The organism is Microbispora sp. NPDC046933 (assembly GCF_040644635.1).
GTDB lineage: Bacteria > Actinomycetota > Actinomycetes > Streptosporangiales > Streptosporangiaceae > Microbispora.
The window spans coordinates 69,435-91,050 of sequence record NZ_JBEYWW010000036.1 but is presented as its reverse complement, the minus strand read 5'-3'; the positions used below and the strand labels follow the sequence as shown (position 1 = coordinate 91,050).

The following is a 21,616-nucleotide window of genomic DNA, read 5'->3' as shown; positions in this document are numbered from 1 at the left end:
ATGACGGCTGACGTCGTCGCGACGAGAAGGGCCGCGCCCCGTTCGGGGGCGCGGCGCCTCCTGTCGCGCCACTGGTACGCCTGGGCGATGATCGCGCCGGTCGTCATCGTGACGCTGGTGCTGGTCGGCTACCCCCTCGTGCGAGGCGTGTACCTGTCGCTCACCGACGCGACCGAGGGCAACATGGGCCGCACGATCGGGATGAACGTCATCCCGTCCACCTACGAGTTCGTGGGCCTGAAGAACTACGCCGACATCCTCACCTCGGCGGAGTTCCTCGGCCGGCTCGCCTGGACGGTCGTGTGGACCGTCGTGTGCGTCGCCCTGCACGTGGGCATCGGCCTCGGCCTGGCGCTGCTGCTGAACCGGCCCATGCGGCTGCGGTCGCTCTACCGGGTCCTGCTCGTGCTGCCCTGGGCGGTGCCGGCCTTCGTGTCCGCGTTCATCTGGCGCTACCTGCTGAACGGCGAGTTCGGCGTGGTCAACGCCATGCTGCGGGCCGCCGGGTTCGCCGGGATCGCCTGGCTGGACGACCCGTTCTGGGCCAAGGTCTCGGTGATCGCCTGCAACGTGTGGCTGGGCGTGCCGTTCATGATGCTCGCGCTGCTCGGCGGCCTGCAGGCCATCCCGCGCGAGCTGTACGAGGCCGCCGAGGTGGACGGCGCCACGCCGTGGCGGCGCTTCCGCCACATCACGCTGCCGGGCCTGCGCCCGGTGTCGAGCACGGTCGTCCTGCTCGGCACGATCTGGACGTTCAATCAGTTCCCGGTCATCTACCTGCTGACCAGGGGAGGACCGGGCGGAGCCACGGAGATCCTCGTGACGTACGCCTACCGCCAGGCGTTCGAGGGCATCAGGAACTACTCGGGCTCCGCCGCCTGGGGCATGGTGATCCTCGCGCTGCTCGTCGTCATGGCCACCGTCTACCGGCGCGCCCTCAGGCAGCAGGGGGAGGCATGGTGAGCCAGGCCGCCTCCGCCCGCACCGGCGCCTGGAGCCGCGACAGGCGCAGCCCCGGCAAGTCGGTCGCCCTGCACCTCACGCTGATCGCGGCGAGCATCGTGTCGGTGTTCCCGGTCGCGTGGCTGGTGCTGACCTCGCTCAAGCCGCGGGCCGTCATCGAGACCGCCTCGGTCGCGCCGGTCGACCACCCCACGCTCGCCAACTACACGCAGGTGCTGGGGGAGACCCGGTTCCTCACCTGGGCCGCCAACTCCGTCATCGTCTCGCTCGTCACCGCCGCGCTCGGCGTGCTGCTCGCGGCCACCACCGGCTACGCGGTCAGCCGCTTCCGCTTCCCCGGCTTCCGCTCGGTGATGTGGATGCTGCTGGTGACGCAGATGTTCCCGGTGGCGATCCTGATCGTGCCGATCTACAACCTGATGGCCGGGCTCGGGCTGATCAACCAGTTCCCGTCCCTCGTCATCGCCTACCTCACCTCCACCGTGCCGTTCTGCGCCTGGATGATGAAGGGCTACTTCGACACCATCCCCGTGACGATCGACGAGGCGGGCCGGGTGGACGGCCTGACTCCCTTCGGCACGTTCTGGCGGCTCATCCTGCCGCTGGCCAAGCCCGGCCTGGCCGTGGCCGCGTTCTACTCGTTCCTCACCGCGTGGGCGGAGGTCGCGTACGCGACCGCGTTCATGACGGGCGACGACAAGTACACGCTCGCGGTCGGCCTGAGCCAGTTCGTCGGCCAGCACAAGGCGGAGTGGGGCCTGCTGACGGCCTCGTCCGTGCTGATCGCCATTCCGGCGGCCGTCGTCTTCCTGCTCGTCCAGCGCCACCTCGTCACCGGCCTGACGGCCGGCGCGACGAAGGCGTGACCCAATATGAGAATCGGGGGATCCCAATGACCGAACTCGCCGTCCAGCCGTCCGCGGTCGCGACCCGGTGGTGGCGTGACGCGGTGATCTATCAGGTGTACGTCCGCAGCTTCGCGGACGGCAACGGCGACGGGATCGGCGACCTGCTCGGTGTGCGCAGCCGCCTGCGGTATCTGGCCGACCTGGGCGTGGACGCGATCTGGCTGACGCCGTTCTATCCCTCGCCGATGGCCGACTTCGGCTACGACGTGGCCGACTACCGCGACGTCGATCCGATCTTCGGGTCGCTGGCGGACGCCCAGGCGCTGATCGCGGACGCCCACCGGCTGGGCCTGCGGGTGATCGTGGACGTGGTGCCCAACCACACCTCCGACCGCCACCCCTGGTTCGAGGCGGCGCTGAGAGCCGGGCCGGGCAGCCCGGAGCGCGAGCGCTACATCTTCCGCGAGGGCAAGGGCGCGGCGGGCGAGCTGCCGCCCAACGACTGGGAGTCGATCTTCGGCGGGCCGGCCTGGACCCGCGTCGAGGACGGCCAGTGGTACCTGCACCTGTTCGCGCCCGAGCAGCCGGACCTCAACTGGGAGCACCCGCAGGTGCACGAGGAGTTCGCCGACGTGCTGCGGTTCTGGCTCGACCTCGGCGTGGACGGCTTCCGGATCGACGTGGCGCACGGCATGGTCAAGGCCCCCGGCCTGCCCGACGTCGGCGCCCGGGGCCAGGCCGAGATGATCGGCGCGCAGGTCGTGCCGTTCTTCGACCAGGACGGCGTGCACGAGATCCACCGGGCCTGGCGCCGCATCCTCGACTCCTACGAGGGGGAGCGGATCGGGGTGGCCGAGGCGTGGGCGCCCTCGCCCGAGCGGCTGGCCAACTACGTCCGCCCCGACGAGCTGCACCAGGCGTTCAACTTCCACTTCCTCAAGACGCCCTGGGACGCGGCGCGCTTCCGGGAGGTGATCGACGAGTCGGTGCGCACGTCGGCGCTGGTGGGCGCGCCCTCGACCTGGGTGCTGTCCAACCACGACGTGAAACGGCACGTCACCCGCTACGGCGGCGGCGAGCGCGGGCTGCGCCGGGCGCGGGCGGCGGCGCTGCTCATGCTGGCGCTGCCCGGCTCGGCGTACGTCTACCAGGGCGAGGAGCTGGGGCTGCCCGAGGTGCTGGACCTGCCCGAGCAGTACCTGCAGGACCCGCAGCGGCTGCGCGACCCCGACAGCGGACGCGACGGCTGCCGGGTGCCGCTCCCGTGGACCGCCGCGGGTGAGCCGCCGTACGGCTTCACCCCGCCGGGCATATACGAGAGCTGGCTGCCCATGCCGGGCGACTGGCGCGACCTGTCGGTGGAGGCGCAGCTGCGGGACGGCGCGTCGATGCTCAGCCTCTACCGGGCGGCCCTCGCCCTCAGGCGGGAGCACCCGGAGCTGGGCGACGGCACGCTTGCGTGGGTGGACAGCCCGGCCGGCACGCTGGCGTTCCGGCGCGGCGAGTCGTTCGTCTGCGTACTCAACATGACGCACGAGTGGGTGGAGATCGGGGTGCCGGGCGACCTGCTGCTGTCCAGCGGAGGACCGGAGACCGCCGGCGACGTCGTCCGGCTCGCTCCCGATTCGGCCACCTGGTGGACCGCGAGAGATGTCTAAAGTAATGCTCATGAACAACACACGGCTCGCCGACATCGCCGCCCAGGCCGGAGTCAGCGAGGCGACGGTGAGCCGTGTGCTCAACGGCAAGGCGGGGGTCTCTCCGGCCACCCGCCAGGCCGTGCTCACCGCCCTCGACCTGATGGGCTACGAGCGGCCCCAGCGGCTGCGCCAGCGCAGCAACGGCCTGATCGGCCTGGTGATCCCGGAGCTCGGCAACCCGATCTTCCCGGCGTTCGCGCAGGCGATGGAGAAGTCGCTGATCCAGCACGGCTACACGCCGATCCTGTGCACGCAGGAGCCCGGCGGCGCCCCCGAGGACGAGTTCACCGAGATGCTCCTCGACCGGGGCGTGTCCGGCATCGTCTTCGTCTCCGGCCTGCACGCCGACACCACCGCGCGGATGGACCGCTACACGCGGCTCACCGATCGGGGCCTGCCGATCGTGCTCGTGGACGGCTACAACGAGACCATCCCCGCGCCGTTCATCTCGCCCGACGACCGGCTCGCCGCGCGCCTGGCCGTACAGCACCTGGTGGACCTCGGGCACGAGCGCGTCGGCCTCGCGCTGGGGCAGCGGCGCTTCGTCCCGGTCATCCGCAAGATCGAGGGCTTCCGCCAGGCGATGGCGCAGCTGCTCGGCCCGGCCGACGTCGGCGACCTCATCCAGCACTCGCTGTTCTCCGTCGAGGGCGGGCAGGCCGCCGCCGCGGCGCTGCTCGACCGCGGCTGCACCGGGATCTTCTGCGCGAGCGACCTCATGGCTCTCGGCGCGATCCGCGCCGCCCGCGAGCGCGGGCTGTCCGTGCCCGGGGACGTGTCGGTCGTCGGGTTCGACGACTCGCCGCTGATGGCGTTCACCGACCCGCCGCTGACGACCGTGCGCAAGCCGATCGGCGCGATGGCGGCCGCGGCCGTCGAGACCCTGCTCGAGGAGATCGGCGGCACCCCGGCCAAGCACGTCGAGCTGGTCTACCAGCCCGAGCTCGTGGTGCGCGGCTCCACCAGCTCGGGCCCGCTGGTCAACCGCTGAGCCCTGCCGCCGACCCCTCCTGCCGCCGACCCCTCCTGCCGCTGACTCCGGCCGCGGTCGCCGCCGCGTGGAGCGCCGGCGCGGGGCCGCGTGCCCGGAGGCCGCTCCCGGCATGCCCGCGCCGGCCTGATCGCCTTTCCCTCTGTTCCGGCGAACGTGCGAGGCCACCGCGCCGGAGTTCCACGATGTCCTCAGGAGCGTTGCGAATGACCGATCACACCTTTGACGTCCTGGTCGTCGGCGGCGCCGGCGTCGACACGACCGTCTACGTGCCCGAGCTGCCCCTGCCGTACGCCGACACCTACGCCGTGCCGCCCGTCGTGGACCGGATCGGCAACACCGGCGCGGGAGTCGCGCTCGGCTGCCACGCCCTCGGCATGCGCGTGAAGTTCGCCGACCTGATCGGCGACGACCCGCAGGGCAGGCTGATCCGCGACCACCTCGCCGCCCGCGGCGTGGACTTCGCCCACGCCGTGTCGGAGGCGGGCACCCGCCGCAGCGTCCTGCTCGTGGACCCGGACGGCAGGCGTCTTTCGCTCTTCGACCCCAGGGTCGTCCCCGGCCAGCGGATGCGCCGCGACCTCTACCTGCCCGCCCTCCGGTCGGCCCGGCACGTCCACGTCTCGATCGTGGATTTCGCCCGGCACGTGTACGCCGACATCCCGGACGGCACGACGGTCTCGACCGACCTGCACGACTGGGACGGCGAGAACCCGCACCACGAGGACTTCGCCTACTCCTCCGACGTGGTCTTCCTGTCGGCGACGAAGCTCGGCGGGCGGCGCGAGGAGGTCATGCGGGCGATCGCGGAGCGGGGCCGCGCGTCGGTGGTCGTGTGCACGGACGGGGCCGAGGGCTGCCACGTGCTGGCCGAAGGCAAGGTCCGCGGCTTCCCGGCCGAGCCCCTGCCCGGCCCGGTGGCCGACAGCAACGGCGCCGGCGACGCGTTCGTGTCCGGCTTCCTGTACGGCCGCCTGACCGGCCGGCCCCTGGAGGAGTGCGTACGGCTGGGCGCCGTGGCCGGGGCGCACGCGTGCACCTCGGAGGGCACCCACGAGGACCCGATCGGCCTGGAGGCCCTGCTGGGTGCCGTGTCGTGAGACTGGGCGCCGTGTCGTGAGGCGACGCCGGGCCCGCCACCGCCGGTGAGCGGTCGCGGGCCCGGCACCCATGGACGTGCCCGGGTCGCGGGCACGAGCATGGCCACCGGCTCCGCCGAGGGAGGAAGGACGGACCGGCGAGCTGGGGAGACCCGGGAGGCGGTCACGCGCGCAGCGCGAGGGGAGCGCTCATGGGCGCAGCGCGGCGGCCTCAGAGGCGAGCTTCTCGATCCTGGCGAAGTCGCCCGCGGCCACCAGGCTGCGCGGGGTGAGCCAGCTCCCGCCGACGCAGCCGACGTTCGGCAGGGCGAGATAGGCCGGCGCGTTCGACGGGGTGATCCCGCCGGTGGGGCAGAACCGCACGTCGGGCAGCGGGCCGCTCAGCGCCTTGAGATACGCGACGCCGCCGGCCGGCTCGGCCGGGAAGAACTTCATCTCGCGCACGCCGCGCTCGGCCAGCGTCATCGCCTCGGTGGCCGTGGCGACGCCCGCCAGGAACGGCACGCCGGCGGCGAGCATGGCCGCGAGCAGGCCGGGAGTGGTGCCGGGGGAGACGAGGAAGCGGGCGCCGGCCCCGGTCGCGGCCTCCACGTCCTCGGGCGAGCGCACGGTGCCCGCGCCGAGCACGGCCTCCGGCACCTCGGCGGCGATCCTCCGGATCGCGTCGAGCGCGACCGGGGTGCGCAGCGTGACCTCGATGACCGGCAGGCCACCGGCCACCAGAGCCCGGGCGAGGGGGACGGCGCTCTCGGCGTCGTCGAGGACGACCACCGGGACGACCGGCGCGAGGTCGAGAAGGTTGCTCATACAAACTCCACATTGGGGTTTCGTTGGGCGAGCCAGGCGGCCGCACCCGTCAGCGCCGGCTGCTCGGCGATGATCAGTGAGGTGGCGATCGCGGTGACGTACTCCGACAGCGCCGGCGCGGTCGTCTCGAACCGGGCCCGGAACGCGCTGCCGGGGATCCGCGAGACCAGGCGGGGCAGCACGCCGCCGCCCAGATAGATCCCGCCCCGCGCGCCCAGGGTGAGCGCCACGCCGCCGGCGAAACCGCCGAGCAGGGCGAGGAAGACCTCCACGGTCTCGGCGGACAGCGGGTCGTCCGAGGAGGTGATCTGCGCTGCCGTACGGGCCTCTGGCGCGACGCCGCGCACGAGCGCGAGCCCGCGGTGCAGGCGCGGCAGCCCGGTGCCCGACAGCAGGTGCTCGGCGTCCACGTACGGCAGGCCGTCCGCCCGCAGCGCCCGGACGATCTCCATCTCCAGGTCCGTGACGGCGGGGACCGCCACGTGGCCGCCCTCGCCGGGCACCGGCTGCCATCCCTCCCGCACGGGCACAAGACCGGCCACGCCGAGCCCGGTGCCCGGTCCGAGCACGGCCTTCGTCAGGCGGGCGGTCGGCGGCGGGCCGCCGAGCGGCACGAGGTCGTCCCCCGCCAGGTGCGGCAGCGAGATCGCCAGCGCCTCGAAGTCGTTGAGCAGCACCGTATGCGGGATGCCGAGCTCCTCCACGGACCCCGACCATCCCGCGTTGGTCAGCCGGTACCGGTCCCTGTCGACCGGACCGGCGATCGCCAGGCACGCGGCCCCCGGCCGAACTCCGCCCGCATGGTCTGCGAGATAGGCGGCTACGGCATCGGCAAGGCCGAGATGCTGGGAAACGTCGAGTACGGCTACCGCCTCCGGCTGCCCTCCGGGCCGGGTCACCAAACCGAACCTGGCGTTGGTTCCGCCGATGTCCGCGACCAGCCAGGGAAGGCTCACGCGGCACCTCCGAAGACGCTCGCCCCGCGCTCGGCCGGGCCGACCGTGCGGCGGAAGGAGGCGAACAGCTCGCGGCCGGTGCCGGCCCACTGCTCGTCGGTCAGCGGCGCGCCCTGGGGCGTGCGCCCGGTGAGGTCGGCGAGCACGGTGAGCGTCCCTGCGGCCGAGTCGAGGCGGATCACGTCGCCGTCGCGCACCAGCGCGATCGGCCCGCCGTCGGCGGCCTCGGGAGACAGGTGGATCGCCGCGGGGACCTTCCCCGAGGCGCCGGACATGCGGCCGTCGGTGACGATGGCCACCTTCTGGCCGCGGTCGAGCAGGACGGCCAGCGGCGGCGTGAGCTTGTGCAGCTCCGGCATGCCGTTGGCCCGGGGGCCCTGGTAGCGGACGACCGCGACGAAGTCCTGCCCGTCGAGCTCGCCCCGCTCGAACGCGGCGAGCAGGTCGAGCTGGTCGTCGAACACCTTGGCCGGGGCCTCGATGACGAGGTGCTGGGGCTTGACGGCGGAGACCTTGCTCACCGCACGGCCCAGGTTGCCCGACAGCATGTGGATGCCGCCGTCGGGGGAGAACGGCTCGGCGACCGGCCGCAGGACGTCCGTGTCGGCGCTGGGGTCGGTCCGCTCCTCCCACACCAGCGCGCCCTCCTTCAGCGTGGGGGCCGACCGGTAGAGGCCGAGGCCGCGCCCGGCGACCGTGAGCACGTCGGCGTGGAGCAGCCCGGCGTCCAGCAGGTCGCCGATGAAGACCGCCATGCCGCCCGCGGCCTGGAAGTGGTTCACATCCGCCTGGCCGTTGGGGTACATGCGGGTGATCAGCGGCACGACCTTGGACAGGGCCGCCATGTCGTCCCAGGTCAGCTCGATGCCGGCGGCCGCCGCCATGGCGACCAGGTGCATCGTGTGGTTGGTGGAGCCGCCCGAGGCGAGCAGCGCGACGACCGCGTTGACGATCGCCTTCTCGTTCACGACCTCGGCGACGGGCGTGTACTCCTCGCCGTGCGGGGTGATCTCGACCGCCCGCCGCGCCGCCGCCCCGGTCAGCGCGTGCCGCAGCTCGGTGTGCGGGTTGACGAACGTCGCCCCGGGCAGGTGGAGGCCCATGACCTCCATGAGGAGCTGGTTGGAGTTGGCGGTGCCGTAGAACGTGCAGGTGCCGGGGGAGTGGTAGGACGCCGCCTCGGCGTCGAGCATCTCCAGCCGGCCGATCTTGCCCTCGGCGAAGGCCTGCCGCGCCCTGGCCTTGACCTTGTTGGGCAGGCCCGAGGTCATCGGCCCGGCGGGCACGAATATCGCCGGCAGGTGCCCGAAGCGTAAGGCGCCGATGAGCAGCCCCGGAACGATCTTGTCGCAGACCCCGAGCAGCAGGGCCGCGTCGAACATGTCGTGCGACAGCGCGATCGCGGTCGCCATCGCGATCACGTCGCGGCTGTAGAGCGACAGCTCCATGCCGGCCCGGCCCTGGGTGATGCCGTCGCACATGGCGGGCACGCCGCCCGCCACCTGCGCCACGCCGCCCGCCTCCCGGACCGCCCGCTTCAGCTCCGGCGGGTAGGTCTCGTACGGCTGGTGCGCCGACAGCATGTCGTTGTACGACGTCACGATGGCCACGCCGGGCTTCGCCGTGCCGCGCAGGTCGAGCTTGTCCTCGGCGGGCGCGGCGGCGAAGCCGTGGGCCAGGTTGGCGCAGCCGAGCCGCCCCCGGGCCGGCCCCCGCTCACGCAGCTCGGCCCCGGCGCGGCGCACCCGCTCCAGGTACGCCCCGCGACTGTCGCGGCTGCGCGCGACCACCCGCTCGGTGACCTCGGTGATAACGGGGTTCGTCACGGAAGGTCCTCCTCCTGCCGGGGCCGCCGCGAGGCGGGGTGCAACTCGCCCCGGGCCGTCGTCCCGGAGACGTGCGCCCGGCGGCACGTCGGCCCCGATCCATTGATCGGGCACCAGGTGTCGATCGGGCACGGATGGGACAGTATCCGGAAGTTATGCGACTTTTCAAGCCCACTTTTGTAACTCGGAATGAATAAGTCATTGAACTTAGGTGAGCTTCTGTGCTTCACTTACGCTCGATGTCACGTTTAGCCACCACCGGCGAGGTCCTCCAGCTCATCCGGAGCGGGGAGGCGGTGACGCGCGCCGACATCGGCCGCGTGACGGGCCTGTCCCGCCCGGCCGTCGCGCACCGCGTCGCCGACCTGCTCCAGCGCGGGCTGATCGTGGAGGACGCCGAGGGGCCATCCACCGGGGGCCGCCCGCCCGTACGGCTGCGCTTCGCCGCCTCCGGGGGAGTCGTCCCGGTGGCCTCGCTCGGCGCCCGCCGCACCCAGATCGCGCTGTGCGACCTCGCGGGCGAGGTGCTGCACCGCACCGACCTGGACATCGACGTCGAGGAGGGGCCGGGCGTCGTGCTGCCCCTGCTCATGGACACCTGGGAGAAGCTGCTCGACGGGCGGGACGACGTCGTCGGCATCGGGCTGGGCGTGCCGGCGACGGTGGAGTTCGCCGCCGGGCGGGTCGAGAGCGCCCGCGTGATGGCGAGCTGGACCGGCGTGGTGATCCCGCCGATCATCGCCGAGCGCTTCCACGTGCCCGTGCTCGTGGACAACGACGTGAACGTCATCGCGATGGGCGAGCACCGGGTCGTCTACGCCTCCGAACTCGACGACCTGCTGTTCGTGAAGGTCTCCACCCGGATCGGCGCGGGGGTGATCTCCGGCGGCGGCATCCTGCGCGGCGCGCTCGGCGCGGCGGGGGAGATCGGGCACATCCCCGTGCGGGACGGCGGGGGCGTGCTGTGCCGCTGCGGCAACCTCGACTGCGTCGACTCGGTCGCCAGCGGCACCGCGATCCTGCGCGACCTGCGGGCCAAGGGCCGCGACGTGGTGTCGCTCGCCGACGTGACCGCCCTGGTCCGGGCCGGCGACGCGGAGACCATGGCCGTGGTGCGGCAGGCCGGCCGCTGGCTGGGCGAGGTCATCTCCGGCGCGGTCAACCTGCTCAACCCCGCCGTCGTGGTCCTCGGCGGCGACGTCGCCGAGATGTTCCAGCCGCTGGTGTCGGGCGTGCGCGAGGTCGTCTACCGGCGCTCCACCCAGCTCGCCACCCGCAGCCTGCGCATCGAGCGCAGCCGCCTCGGGCCCGGCGCGGGCATCACCGGCTGCGCCCTCATGGTCCTCGACCACGTCCTGTCGGCCCAGGCCGTCGACGCCGCCGCCCGCTGACATCCGCGGTCGCGGCCAGGGAGAGGTCGGGCCATGCGGGGTGACGTACGGCCTGGATGAGCGCCGGCGAGGCGGCAAGGACGACCAGAACAAGCGTGAGCCCGCGGTGGAAGCACCCGGCTTCGGAGTGCGGCCAGGGCCGGAGCGCCCGGACCATCTCCCGGCCGTCGCGCGGTCGCTCGGCGACGTGGCGGGCCAGGCGGTCCAGCCCGGCGGCGGTGGCGAGCAGCCCGGCCGCGTAGCCGTCCGCCAGGACCGCCTCTGTGGTGAAGGGACCGATCACACGGTGTCCACGGGTTCCCGGACGTCCGACAGCCGGGGCGCGGGGTGACCCGCAATCGCCAGAAGTCGGTGACGGTGAAGGTGTCACCCGGGCGGGCCAGCAGCCCGACCGCGTAGACGCCGGGGATCGCCAGGCCGGACAGGAAGAACAACCAGGGCAGGCTGCCGCGGCTGTCCCTCGCCAGGGCCGTGCGCAGCACCCGCCACATCATCACCGCCCACAGCGCCGTGCCGCCGGCCAGCAGAGCCCCCATGCCCGAGCACCGACCCGTACTTTCGGGAGCAGGCCGTACCCGGTCGAGATGACACGCCCTCCGCAGGTCCTGGTCCGGGTCGCGACTTGGCGGCGGCCCTGTTCGCGAGCCGGAGGACCTGCCGCGGGGCCGTTTGGGAACGGATTTGTCGGGCGATGGCACTAGGCTCTGTGCCGATCTTCAATGGCCCCCCAGGAGTCCTTCTGTGCGTGAACGTGTCCGCCGCCTGATCGAGTCGCGGCGGTTCCAGCAGGCGATCACCGTGGTGATCCTCTTCAATGCGGCCACGCTGGGCGTCGAGACCTCCGCCGAGGCGGTCGCCCGCTACGGCACGGAACTGCACGTCGCCGACCACGTCGCCCTGTACGTCTTCGTGGCGGAGATCCTGGCCAAGATCTACGTCTACGGGTGGCGGTTCCTCCGCGACGCCTGGAACGTCTTCGACCTGCTCATCATCGGCTTCTCGTTCCTGCCCACCGCGGGCGGCCTGTCGGTGCTGCGGGCCCTGCGCGTCCTGCGGGCGCTGCGGCTGATCTCGGTGGTGCCGTCGCTGCGCCGCGTGGTCTCCGCGCTGCTCACCGCCATCCCCGGGATGACCTCGATCGTCGTCCTGCTCGGCCTCGTCCTGTACGTCGCCGCCGTCATGGGCACCAAGCTGTACGGCACCGCCGCGCCCGAGTATTTCGGCGACCTGCCGACGTCTCTGTACACACTGTTCCAGGTCATGACGGGAGACGGCTGGTCGGAGATCAACCGCGAGTTGATGCAGACCCATCCCTCGTCGTGGATCTACTTCGTCGTGTTCGTGCTGATATGCACCTTCGTCGTGCTGAACCTCTTCATCGCGGTCGTGGTGAGCGCGATGGAGGAGGAGGCCAGGGAGGAACGCTCGACGCTCGCCGAGCTGTCGGCTCTGCGCGAGGAGATCAGGGGCCTGCGCGAGAGCCTGGGCGAACGGGTGCCCTCCTGACGTCCGTGGCCGGGCTCCCCCGGCCGGGCTTCCCTGGCCATGATCGTCGCTTGCTAGACTCCGCGCATGCGGCTTCCGACGGACGCTGAGATCCGCGCACTGCACGCGAAACACGCGCCCACGGAGGAAGCGTTCGACCTCGTCCACACCCACTGCGAGATCGTCTGCGCGGTCGCCCTGCACCTGGCCGACCGCGCCGGACTCGACGTCGACGCCGAGCTGGTGCGGGCCGGGAGCCTCCTGCACGACATCGGCGTCTACCTGCTCTACGACGAGGACGGGCGGCTCGACCACGCCGGTTACGTGCGCCACGGGATCCTCGGCCACGAACTGCTCCGCGGAGAGGGTTTACCCGAGAGCCTGTGCCGGTTCTGCTCCCACCACACTGGTGTGGGGATCAGCCGGGACGACGTGCTGCGACAGGGCCTGCCGCTGCCCCCAGGCGACTATCTCGCCGAGTCGGCCGAGGAAGAGCTCGTGATGTTCGCCGACAAGTTCCACAGCAAGACCGACCCGCCGAGATTCGTCACCGCCGAGGCGTACGCGGCGCATGTCCGCCGGTACGGCGACGACAAGACCGAGATGTTCACGTCGATGTGCGCGGCCTTCGGCGTTCCCGATCTGCGGCCGTTCGCCGCCGCGTACGGCCACGAGATCGTGTGACCGGCGGGCTTCGCGCCTGTGAGGGCTACGGCCTCAGCACGATCCTCCCGAACACCTCGCCGGCGTCCATCTTCCGGTGCGCCTGCACGGCCTGGTCCAGCGGCAGCACCTCGTGCACCACCGTGTGCAGCTCGCCGCGGCTCGCGGCGGCGAACTGCTCGGTCCTCACGGCACGCCGATCGGATTCGGCCACCGTGTCGGCGCTGAAGGTGGCGAACGACATCGACTTCCGGAACGCCGCCATCATCGTCGTGCCGAAGTCCGCCGGCGGCTGGCCTCCGACCGCACCGACGGCCACCATGCGGCCGTTCGGGTTGAGCTTGTCGAAGAAGGAAGGCATGTCCACACCGGCGACGACGTCGATGATGACGTCGTAGCCCCCGGGAGCGTCCTCGCCTCCCACGCCGGAGCGGTCCAGCACGTGGGTCGCGCCGAGCGCGCGCAGGCGTTCGCCGCGCTCGGCCGACGACGTCGTGACCGCCACCGCGCCGGCCCCGCCACGGGCCGCGAGCTGGACCGTCATGATCCCGATGCTGCCGGCCGCGCCGCGCACCAGCACAGACTCGCCGGGAGCGAAGTGGGCGTGGGAAAGGCCGAAGTGGGCCACCACTCCGGAGCTCCCGAGCGTCACCGCGTCGACGGCGGACAGGTTCGCGGGGAGGGGAAGGATCTCTTCGACCCGGGCGATGGCCTGTTCGACGTAGCCGCCGCCCACGCCGGTGAACGCCCACACCCGCCGACCGATCCACGACCTGTCGACGTTGTCGCCGACGGCGGTCACGGTGCCCGCCACCTCGCTGCCGGGGATGTGGCCTTCCTCGAAGCCGTAGGCAGCCAGGGCACCGCTTCGGATCACGGCGTCGACGCCGCCGACGCCGATCGCCTCAGCGGCGACCAGCACCTGTCCGGCGGCGGGAGCCCGGGAAGGGAGGTCGACGACCGCCAAACCTTCGGGACCTCCGAACCTCTGAATCGTGACTGCCTTCAATGTCGTCTCCATGGTCGGGGATTCGTCGGACGCTGGTGATCCGCCGCGCCATCGGCGAGGGCGGCAGCGGCCGGACTCCCGGATGCGCGCGGCTTCCACGCCTTCGGACCGTAACGGACGCCGCCGCCCGTCCCGCTGAAGTGAGAGGGGTGACCCACCGTTTGCCTCACATGCCGCGTTCCGACGGCCTGGGCACCCGTGAGCGCGTCCTCGGCGCGGCCCGCGCGCGCCTGTCGGTGCTGCGGGCCCTGCGCGTCCTGCGGGCGTTGCGGTTGATCTCGCATCGCGGAACCGGCGTCAGCCGCACGCGGCGGCTACCCAGACGGAGATCAGCACAAGGCCGGGACGCTCGTAGGAGCGTGTATCGGTTCCACGGGTGACGGCGTGTCCTTCTGGTTCAGGTGAGTCCGTACCTCGTCTTGATGTCCCTGGCCTGTTCGGCGGTGACCTCGGGTGAGGTGCTCGCCAGGATGCGCCGCAGGTCGGACAGGACGGCGTCGGCACAGCCGCGGACGCGGGTGCGGTGCAGGGTCAGTTGCTCGTCGAATCGCTGCGCGGCCGGCCCCGTCCACACTCGCCCGGAATGGAAGGCCCGGTACTGCGTCTCGATCTCGTCCGCGATCTCCGTGAGCATCGGCTCCGCCGCGCTCAGCGTGTCCCGCAGTGCCAGATACAGCGGATTGGGCACGAGTTCGGCCATGTCGTCGTTCAGTCCTTCGTGGCGGACGGGCTGGGGGTGGCTGCGCCGGCCGGCTTGATCAGTTTCGGCGCGATCAGTTTCATCAACGCCACCACATCTGCGGCGCTGTCCCGCCCCTCGGCGCCTCTGTCCATTCTGATGATGAGCAACGCATGGCCTCGTGCGAGGGTCGCGTGTGCGGAGGCCTGCTGGCTGAACGGGTCCTTGCCGTAGTAACCGATGGCTCCGGGAACGATTGTGGGCAAAGGAGAAGCACCGATCCGCAGCTGGTCTCTGACCCTCTCTTCGGTTCCCATCGGCACCAGGATGATCTCAAGAACCTTCTGTCGGTCGCCATTCCGTTGATATACGGCGCATCCTCCGTCACCAAGGCCGCTGGGGCGATCGAAATTGAAGTCGCCACTCACCAGAGGATCGCGTTCTCCGGTCATCAGTTCGACGGCTTTCAGCGGTACGACATCGCAGACATATGGCGGGGCGGCGACTGTCGGCAGCGGCGTCTCGTCGACCTTCGCCTCCTCGTGCCGGCAGCCGGCTGTCAGGGCGAGCAAGCAGATCAGCCCTGCCACTCCGGCGGCTCGCGACCTTTTCATCACTTGAATCCGACAAAAGCCCGAGAGTAGGTCTCAATCAGGCGATTCAGGAGCTGACTCCAGTGCTTTCCCAGCAGACTCTCGTCACGAAGCCAGCGCTTGTACGCGTCGAGTCGTCGCTGTCCGTCGGCATCGCCGCGGGTCGTTGTGTCGATCATTTCGTCCCTGGTCATGATTGTCTGGCCATCCTTGAGGAAGTTATTGGGGTTGTCGCGCGGGTCCTGACCTTTTTTCAGGCCCGCAAGGGAGGCCCAGGGGTGGTGCGGGGCGGGTGGATCGGCGGGACCGAAGAGCTCGTGCTTGAGCATCGCCTGCACAGTGATGTCGCGCAGAAGTTCTTGCGTGGTGATCATCCTTAGGTTCGCTGTCTTCTTGGCTTGATCTTCGGAGTCTCCTTCGGCGCTGTCCTCTATCCGGCCTGTCCAGGCCCCCGCGATTCCCGCGATGACCGGCCAGGCTCCTGATTGCGGTATCGCGAGGCCGGTGTTCGCGATGGCGGTGAGGATCTTCATGTTCCTCTCCTGCGCTTCGTCGAGATCCTTTCCTTGTTCTATGTTCGCCAGCCCGGCCGCGTCCGTGATCAATCCGAATCCTGCGCCGATCCATTGAGATTCGGTTGAAAGCTTCTCATCGCGGTGTGTGCGGGCCATCTCGGCGGCGCCGTGATCGAGGAGTCTCTTGGCGAACGCCGTCTCAGCGGTCATGACAATGCTGAAGGCGCCGGGGTCGGCGAATGCCTCTTTCATTACCTCATGCACTGCTTCCCTCGTGACGCGCAGCCCCCAGTCGACCGGTCCGGGGATGCTGGGATCGTCTGTGTACGAGACGCCGGGCACGATCGCGTCACCGGAATCAGGCGCGACGCGGTTCACGTCGAGGATGTAGCCGGCGAGGATTTTGGCGGTGGTGATGGGGGGAACGGCGTGCGGGGAACCTTCAAGAATCCGCTTGGCTTCAAGGTGGAGGAACTGGGAGGCCAGCTGGGCGGACAGGTATCCGCGAGAAGGCTGGTCCGGTGTGCCGTCGTGGTCGCGGAAGGTGAGCATGGCGGCCTCGAGTGCCGCGCCCAGGGCCGCACCGTCGTCCGGCATGTAGGGCCACGACAGGTAGCGTTCGAGCGCTGCGGGATCGCCCAGGAAGAAATCCTGGGCCGCTGTCGCGTTGCGGGCAAGGGCCTGCATGAGGGTCTTCCTGATGGCGGGCTCGCCCGACATCGCCGACGCTCTCTTGTCGATCTTTCTGGCCACCGCCACGAGGAAGGCGGAGGCGAAGGTGCCGTGGGTGAGCGCCAGTGCCAAGGCGTAGCCCGGACGCCAGTCGACGATGGCCTTGTCGAGCGCGCCGGTGAGTTCGTCCCGGTAGACCGGGCTCAGGCGTGGGCTGGCGATGCCGAGGGCCTTGCCGAGGGCCTTCTGCAAGCGCTGCATGGCGTTGTCATCGTCGTGCTCGACGGTCTTCACCAGTAGGTTGCGAAGTGGTGTGGCGCCCAACGCGTTCATCAGTGCCAGGGTGAAGGAGGCGTTCCCCGCGCGCTTCTCCAGCGCCGCCACGGTCTTCTCGTCGATTTCGCCGTTCGAGCTCGCTTCGGTCAGTTTGCTCACCGCCGCGTACACGTCGGGATCCCGGCCGGTCTTGCCGTACAGGCCCTCGTCGAAGGCGGTCATACCGCCGGGCAGAGAGGGGGAGGCGGCCCACTCGCCCTGTTCGGCGCGGATCGTGTCGCCGCGGCGCCGCAGGTCGGGGCGTGCCGTCTCGATCCAGCCCCGCGCCTCGCGCAGAGCGCCCAGACGGGAGGTGTCCAGGTCGAGCCGCTGCAACATGCCGCGAAGCCGCGGCTCGGTACGGCCGATGGCGTCCTGCGCTCGGCCGAGTCCGCGCTCGAAGTTCTCCATCGCGGTGGGGTCGATTCCGGCGAAGCCTCCGCCGCGGTTCACCCAGCCCTCGGGCGGCGGTGTGGGTTCCGGGCGGCCGGCCGTGACGGTCCGCGCCGAGGAAGTGGGCGCCGGCACGGTCGGCGGGGCCGTGGGCATCGGTTCCGCGCTCGGCGACGGGACGGGAGCCGAAGCGCCGTGAGACGGCTGGGGTGACGCCGGTGGGGGAGTAGGCGATGATTCTGGCTTCGGCGATGGCCGGGAGTCGCGTGATGGAACGGTCATACAGCCCGGACTCCCCCTGGTGTCGATGACAGCGACGACTCAGGCAGCAAGATTATTTACGATGCAATGGTTCGGTAAACATAACCGTTCTATCCGGAACGGCGGATCATTCGTCGTAACACACTCGCACATTCTCCCGTACAGTCTGCCGACGGCCAAGAGGGTCCGTGACCTGCTGCTCCAACGCAATCGGGTCGATTCGCCTGCCGAATTCGTCGTACAGAACGGCTCGTGGCCGCCGATCCGGGCGGGAGGCAAACGGTGGAAATGGCCGCCCTTTTCGCGGGGCGGAGAACCATGAACGGCGGTCGGGTGAGGACGTGCCGGACCGGCCGCGTCGTGACCGGTCAGCCGCCGGCGGAGGCGGCGAGCCGGTCGATCTGGCCGGCGAGGGGCGGGGCGCCGAGGCGGTTGTCGACCTCGTCGTACGGCACGGCGGGCGGTTCGTCGACGCGGATGGCGCGCAGGTATTCGGCGAACCTCTCCAGCTTCTGCCCGTCCCTGGCGAGGCCCCGGCGGATCAGCCGCTCACGAAGTGCCGCACCGTCGGAGCGGATCCAGACCAGCCGCACCTCGGGCCCGCCCAGCGCCTCCACCCACGCGTGCCAGAGCGCCGCGTCGTGCACCTGGGAGGTGAAGGGCCCGCCGAGCATCACAGGGCAGCCGTGGGAGCGGATCTCCCTGGCCGTCGCCGTCATTCCGGCGTACTCGTGCCGCTTGACGTGCTCGTCGTACCACGGCCCCTCACGCTCGCCCGGCGGCCTGCCGTACGCGGCGAGCGTGGCCTCGACGAAGCCGCCGTACATCGTGTCCTTGTCGAGCAGGGCGGGCACGGGGTCGAGGCGGGCCAGCAGCAGGTCGCAGACGGTTGACTTGCCCGCGCCCGGCGGACCGGACACCACCCAGATAGGAGCGGTCATCGCGGCGGGCCGTAGGGCTCGATGGGCGGATCGGAGTACGGCCCGCCGTCCGCCTTCCCGGTGTCCGGGTCGCCGACGCGCCGTCCGGCGTCCTCCGTCACCCGCAGGACGTACAGGTTCCTGCCGGGATCGACCGGAACCAGGCCGTAGACGGTGTCGACCTCGTCCTCGCTGAGACCCAGCCGCCGCATGGCGGCCTCCAGTGTCGCGGGCGCGGGAAGCCGCACGGTGATGAGCACCTCGGGCACCGGCCCCGCCTCCCTCTGGTCGGACGTCTCATCACCGGGCGGCGCGGCGGCTCTCAGGCCGCCTTCGCGGCGCTGCGGTTTTCAGGCCGCCTTCGCCGCGCTGTGTCTTTCAGGCGGCCTTCGCCGCCCGGCGGCGCAGCGCGGCGATGATGCCGGCGGCGTCCACCACGCCGTACCCGTAGTCGTTGTCATACCCTACGGCACTGCGATCATCGGCCGTCCGGCGGAGCAGGGTGCGGAGCTGGGCGGGCGGCAGCACGGTGGAGGGCCAGCGGGAGCGGACGGCGGCGACCAGCCCGGCCGCGACGGGGCAGGCCGCCGAGGTGCCCGAGTCGGGCTCGCCGTCGCCGAGCGCGCCCGAGCCGGCGAAGTGCGTGTAGGCACAGACGTCCGGCTTGCGCGCGGCCAGCCGCCCGGGGCCCTGAGAGGAGTAACCCACCCGCGTCCCCGCCGTGTCGATCCCGGCGATCGACAGCGCGCGGGGATGGGAGTTGGCCCCGACGATGGGCCGGTCGGGGTAGGCGCACCTGCTGTCGCGGCACTGCGTCCCGCAGTTGCCCGCGGCGAACAGGATGTCCGCCCCCGCCTCGGCCAGGCTGCCGACGATCAGGTTGAACGGATGGGCGGGGTTGTCGGAGTAGTTGCCGGGGTGGCCGGGCGGGAAGTCCCAGCGCGGGGAGAACGACCCCCAGCTGTTGGTGACCACGAGCGCCCGCGACTCGGCGGGCTGGGCGTCGAGGACCTCGCGCAGGTGGGCGTACGCGGCGATCGCGTCGGACAGCAGCCCGTCGAGCGTCGAGCCGCCCTGCCGCCGCGACAGCAGCACGGGCACGTCCACCAGCGACGCCTTGGGCGCGGCGATCAGCGCGTCGAAGGCGCACATCGTGCCGTGGTCGACCGGGAAGTCCCCGGGGGTTCCGGACACGCTCTGGGGGTTCCAGCTCCGCTCGTGATCCACCGTCACGTCGTGGCCGCGGGCGGCCTTGACGTACGCCGCGTTGATGCCGGTGTCGATGACCGCGAGGGGGACGCCGGAGCCGTCCAGCCCCTCGGCCGTCAGGTCGGGCACCCGCAGCAGCCGTTCGACGTCGTGCCAGTCGCCGACGGCGGGGTCGCCCCCACAGGTGAGCGTGGTCTCGATCGCCGGGTCGGCGTACACCGCGACCACGTCCCGCCGGGCCGCGGGCAGGAGGGCGACCCTGCTGGTGACCTCGTCGTCGGCGATCTCCCCGCGGACCACGACCGAGGCGTCCCGGGGCGCCAAGGAGAAGACCAGCGGCTGGTTGAGCGACAACGGGTCCCCGCCGGGGGAGGCGGGCATCGGGCGGGGCACGGCCACGGGGGCGTACGAGTGGTCGAGGACGACCCCGGGCAGGCCGTCGGCCACGTCCGACGCCGCCGACGGGACCGACGGGTCGGCGACGGCGGCGACCAGATCGGGGGACGGACGCAACTGGATGAGTACGCGCACGACGAGTCCACTCCGTTACTAGGCGGATTGTGACTGGGTGGATACGTTACGTGACAACCATGCTGCATCCCGAAGGCGGCGTCCACGCCTTCGCGGAAAAACCCTCTGGTGTGGCCCGGTCAGAAGCCCTCGCTCAGAAGCCGCACAGCTCCGACAGGCTCTTGGCCGCCTTGTCGTTCGGGGTGGGCGTCCTGCGGGGGGTCGCCCCGGCGACGACCGGCGTACGGGAGGGCGACGGGCTCGGCGACGCGGAGGGCGACGAGGACCGGCCGGGCGAGCCGGAGGGAGTGGCGGACGCCGCCGATCCGGCGGACGTCATCGGCGAGGCGGTGGCCGCGACGGCGCCCCGGTCGGACATCGACTCCCGGATCGCGTCCTTGGTCAGCTGCCTGATCTTGGCCCAGTCCGGGTTGCCCGTGTAGATGAGCGGCGGCACGAACTGAAGGCTGGTGATCTTGGCGTTCCGCACCTTCATGCCGAGCGGGACGAGGTGCTCCAGCAGGTCGCGGGGGATGTCGGTGCGGAACATGTGCCGGGCCGCCGAGGCGATCTTGTTGAAGTTCGCGAGCACCGTGGCCGGGGTCACCTGCTGGGCGAGCGCGCCGATGACGCAGCGCTGGCGGGCCATGCGGGAGAAGTCGTCGCTGTCCACCCGCGAGCGGCCGTACCAGAGCACCTCCTCGCCGTTCAGCGTCCGGTAGCCGGCCTTGATGGTCCCGGCGGTGCCGAACTTCCCGCCCCACCTGATGTCCTGCTCGACCCGGATCTTGAGCCCGCCGACCGCGTCGATCAGGGCCGCGAAGCCGTACATGTCGACGATCGCGTAGTAGTCGATGTGCAGGCCCAGGGTGTAGCCGATGGCGTCCTTCAGCGCCTGCGCGCCCCTGTTCTTGCCGCCCATGATCTGGGGGTTGTTGTCGGCGTAGTACCAGACGGAGTTGAGCAGGCCCTGCCCCTCGGCGTTGAAGCCGTCGGGGAACACCTTGTGAAGGGGACTGGTCGGGGGGAAGCGGACGTACTGGAGGTTGCGCGGCAGGCTGAACAGGACCGTGTTGCCGGTGGCGACGTTCACGCTGGCCACGGTCATCGAGTCGGTGCGCACCCCGACCCGGTTGCCCGCCGCGTCGCCGCCCACCAGCAGGAAGTTCACCCGCGTGCGGCCGTTCCACGGGTCCTCGGCCCGTACGGGGACGGGGGTCGAGCCCTCCACCGGGGCCGTGACGTCGTCGAGTAACTGGCTGGCCGTCCTGATCGTGTTCGCGGTGAAGGCGAACGGCGCCATCACGGCCACGCACAGCACGCCCACGACGATGCCGGACACGACCTGCCCGGTCTGCGGCAGGCGCTGCGGGCGCAGGGCGATGAACGACAGGAGCACGAGCGTGAACCAGGCGAGCGCGCACACGGCGGCGCCGCCCATGATGGCGGTCAGCGTGCTGCCGCGCAGCGCGGCCCCGGCGTTGTCCTTCAGGCGCAGGGCCAGGACCACCAGGGCGACCAGCACGACGCCGAACGTCGCCAGCAGCGCGATCCCGGTGCGGCGGTTGCCCGCCCTCAGGTGGGCCGCCCCGGGCAGGACGGCCGACAGCGCCGTCCAGCCGATCAGGGAGGCGGTGGTCAGCGGAGGGCCGAAACGCGGCGTCCCGCCGCGCGCGGCGGCCGTGGGCGGCGCGGGCGGCGTGGGCGGCGGGCCCGTGGGTTCCTTGTCGTTCCCACTCCCACCACGCCGACCTGCACGCTGACCTTCCGGGGGACCCCCGGCGTCGTCAGCGGGACCCCCGCCTCGCAT

Annotated in this window: 20 protein-coding genes; 8 read left to right on the top strand and 12 right to left on the bottom strand. The window is 71.3% G+C overall.

Translation table 11 applies throughout. The features are described 5' to 3' along the window. The 5 genes from ABZ857_RS35750 to ABZ857_RS35730 all read left to right on the top strand — a co-directional run bounded on the left by ABZ857_RS35750 (position 1) and on the right by ABZ857_RS35730 (position 5,602). Positions 1-963 carry a sugar ABC transporter permease gene (locus ABZ857_RS35750; RefSeq protein WP_357052430.1) on the top strand — a complete coding sequence of 321 codons (963 nt, stop codon included), beginning with the start codon at positions 1-3 and terminating at the stop codon, positions 961-963. Further along, on the top strand, positions 957-1,829 hold the full coding sequence (locus tag ABZ857_RS35745) for an ABC transporter permease subunit (RefSeq protein ID WP_357052427.1): 873 nt from the start codon (positions 957-959) through the stop codon (positions 1,827-1,829). Before ABZ857_RS35750 ends, ABZ857_RS35745 begins: the two co-directional genes overlap by 7 nt. 26 nt (positions 1,830-1,855) lie before the next feature. Further along, positions 1,856-3,469, top strand: coding sequence for a glycoside hydrolase family 13 protein (locus ABZ857_RS35740; RefSeq protein ID WP_357052424.1), 1,614 nt, complete (start codon positions 1,856-1,858; stop codon positions 3,467-3,469). Positions 3,470-3,479: 10 nt separating this feature from the next. Beyond that, on the top strand, positions 3,480-4,502 hold the full coding sequence (locus ABZ857_RS35735; protein ID WP_357052421.1) for a LacI family DNA-binding transcriptional regulator: 1,023 nt from the start codon (positions 3,480-3,482) through the stop codon (positions 4,500-4,502). Positions 4,503-4,708: 206 nt separating this feature from the next. Continuing rightward, positions 4,709-5,602, top strand: a complete 894-nt coding sequence (locus tag ABZ857_RS35730) for a PfkB family carbohydrate kinase (RefSeq protein WP_357052418.1) — start codon at positions 4,709-4,711, stop codon at positions 5,600-5,602. A 189-nt stretch (positions 5,603-5,791) separates the two neighbouring features. Here the strand turns inward: ABZ857_RS35730 and eda are convergent, their stop codons facing one another. Genes eda through edd form a run of 3 tightly spaced genes read right to left on the bottom strand, consistent with a single transcriptional unit; the run spans position 5,792 to position 9,191 of the window. Then, positions 5,792-6,409, bottom strand: a complete 618-nt coding sequence (gene eda, locus ABZ857_RS35725; protein WP_357052415.1) for a bifunctional 4-hydroxy-2-oxoglutarate aldolase/2-dehydro-3-deoxy-phosphogluconate aldolase — start codon at positions 6,407-6,409, stop codon at positions 5,792-5,794. Further along, positions 6,406-7,365, bottom strand: a complete 960-nt coding sequence (locus ABZ857_RS35720; protein ID WP_357052412.1) for a glucokinase — start codon at positions 7,363-7,365, stop codon at positions 6,406-6,408. Before ABZ857_RS35720 ends, eda begins: the two co-directional genes overlap by 4 nt. Then, positions 7,362-9,191, bottom strand: a complete 1,830-nt coding sequence (gene edd / locus ABZ857_RS35715) for a phosphogluconate dehydratase (protein ID WP_357052409.1) — start codon at positions 9,189-9,191, stop codon at positions 7,362-7,364. The genes ABZ857_RS35720 and edd overlap by 4 nt, the downstream gene beginning before the upstream one ends. 239 nt (positions 9,192-9,430) lie before the next feature. Here edd and ABZ857_RS35710 point away from each other — a divergent pair, with 239 nt between their 5' ends. Continuing rightward, complete coding sequence (locus tag ABZ857_RS35710; protein WP_357052406.1) at positions 9,431-10,582, top strand: ROK family transcriptional regulator; 1,152 nt, start codon at positions 9,431-9,433, stop codon at positions 10,580-10,582. On the opposite strand, the gene ABZ857_RS35705 is transcribed toward ABZ857_RS35710, so the two are convergent. Beyond that, positions 10,527-10,865 (bottom strand): hypothetical protein, encoded by a 339-nt coding sequence (locus ABZ857_RS35705; RefSeq protein ID WP_357052403.1) that lies wholly within the window; start codon positions 10,863-10,865, stop codon positions 10,527-10,529. The two genes, ABZ857_RS35710 and ABZ857_RS35705, sit on opposite strands and share 56 nt — an antisense overlap. 458 nt (positions 10,866-11,323) lie before the next feature. Here ABZ857_RS35705 and ABZ857_RS35700 point away from each other — a divergent pair, with 458 nt between their 5' ends. After that, positions 11,324-12,088, top strand: a complete 765-nt coding sequence (locus tag ABZ857_RS35700) for an ion transporter (protein ID WP_357052401.1) — start codon at positions 11,324-11,326, stop codon at positions 12,086-12,088. Positions 12,089-12,154: 66 nt separating this feature from the next. Continuing rightward, positions 12,155-12,751, top strand: a complete 597-nt coding sequence (locus ABZ857_RS35695) for an HD domain-containing protein (RefSeq protein ID WP_357052398.1) — start codon at positions 12,155-12,157, stop codon at positions 12,749-12,751. A gap of 25 nt (positions 12,752-12,776) precedes the next feature. On the opposite strand, the gene ABZ857_RS35690 is transcribed toward ABZ857_RS35695, so the two are convergent. From ABZ857_RS35690 to ABZ857_RS35655, 8 genes are all read right to left on the bottom strand, one after another. Beyond that, complete coding sequence (locus ABZ857_RS35690; protein ID WP_357052395.1) at positions 12,777-13,697, bottom strand: zinc-binding dehydrogenase; 921 nt, start codon at positions 13,695-13,697, stop codon at positions 12,777-12,779. Positions 13,698-14,136: 439 nt separating this feature from the next. Beyond that, a complete protein-coding gene (locus ABZ857_RS35685) occupies positions 14,137-14,439 on the bottom strand; it encodes a hypothetical protein (protein WP_357052392.1) in 303 nt (100 codons plus the stop codon). A gap of 8 nt (positions 14,440-14,447) precedes the next feature. Continuing rightward, positions 14,448-15,008: a hypothetical protein gene (locus ABZ857_RS35680; RefSeq protein ID WP_357052389.1), complete on the bottom strand. Its 561-nt coding sequence runs from the start codon at positions 15,006-15,008 to the stop codon at positions 14,448-14,450. A gap of 23 nt (positions 15,009-15,031) precedes the next feature. Beyond that, the gene (locus ABZ857_RS35675) at positions 15,032-17,062 is read right to left on the bottom strand and encodes a hypothetical protein (protein ID WP_357052386.1); all 2,031 of its coding nucleotides are present in this window, start codon (positions 17,060-17,062) and stop codon (positions 15,032-15,034) included. Positions 17,063-17,535: 473 nt separating this feature from the next. Next, positions 17,536-18,108, bottom strand: a complete 573-nt coding sequence (locus ABZ857_RS35670; protein ID WP_357052383.1) for an AAA family ATPase — start codon at positions 18,106-18,108, stop codon at positions 17,536-17,538. After that, positions 18,105-18,356, bottom strand: a complete 252-nt coding sequence (locus ABZ857_RS35665; protein WP_357052380.1) for a hypothetical protein — start codon at positions 18,354-18,356, stop codon at positions 18,105-18,107. The genes ABZ857_RS35670 and ABZ857_RS35665 overlap by 4 nt, the downstream gene beginning before the upstream one ends. A 109-nt stretch (positions 18,357-18,465) precedes the next feature. Beyond that, entirely contained in the window at positions 18,466-19,827 is a 1,362-nt protein-coding gene (locus tag ABZ857_RS35660) for a S8 family serine peptidase (RefSeq protein WP_357052377.1), read from the bottom strand. A 133-nt stretch (positions 19,828-19,960) separates the two neighbouring features. Further along, the gene (locus ABZ857_RS35655; protein ID WP_357052374.1) at positions 19,961-21,616 is read right to left on the bottom strand and encodes an LCP family protein; all 1,656 of its coding nucleotides are present in this window, start codon (positions 21,614-21,616) and stop codon (positions 19,961-19,963) included.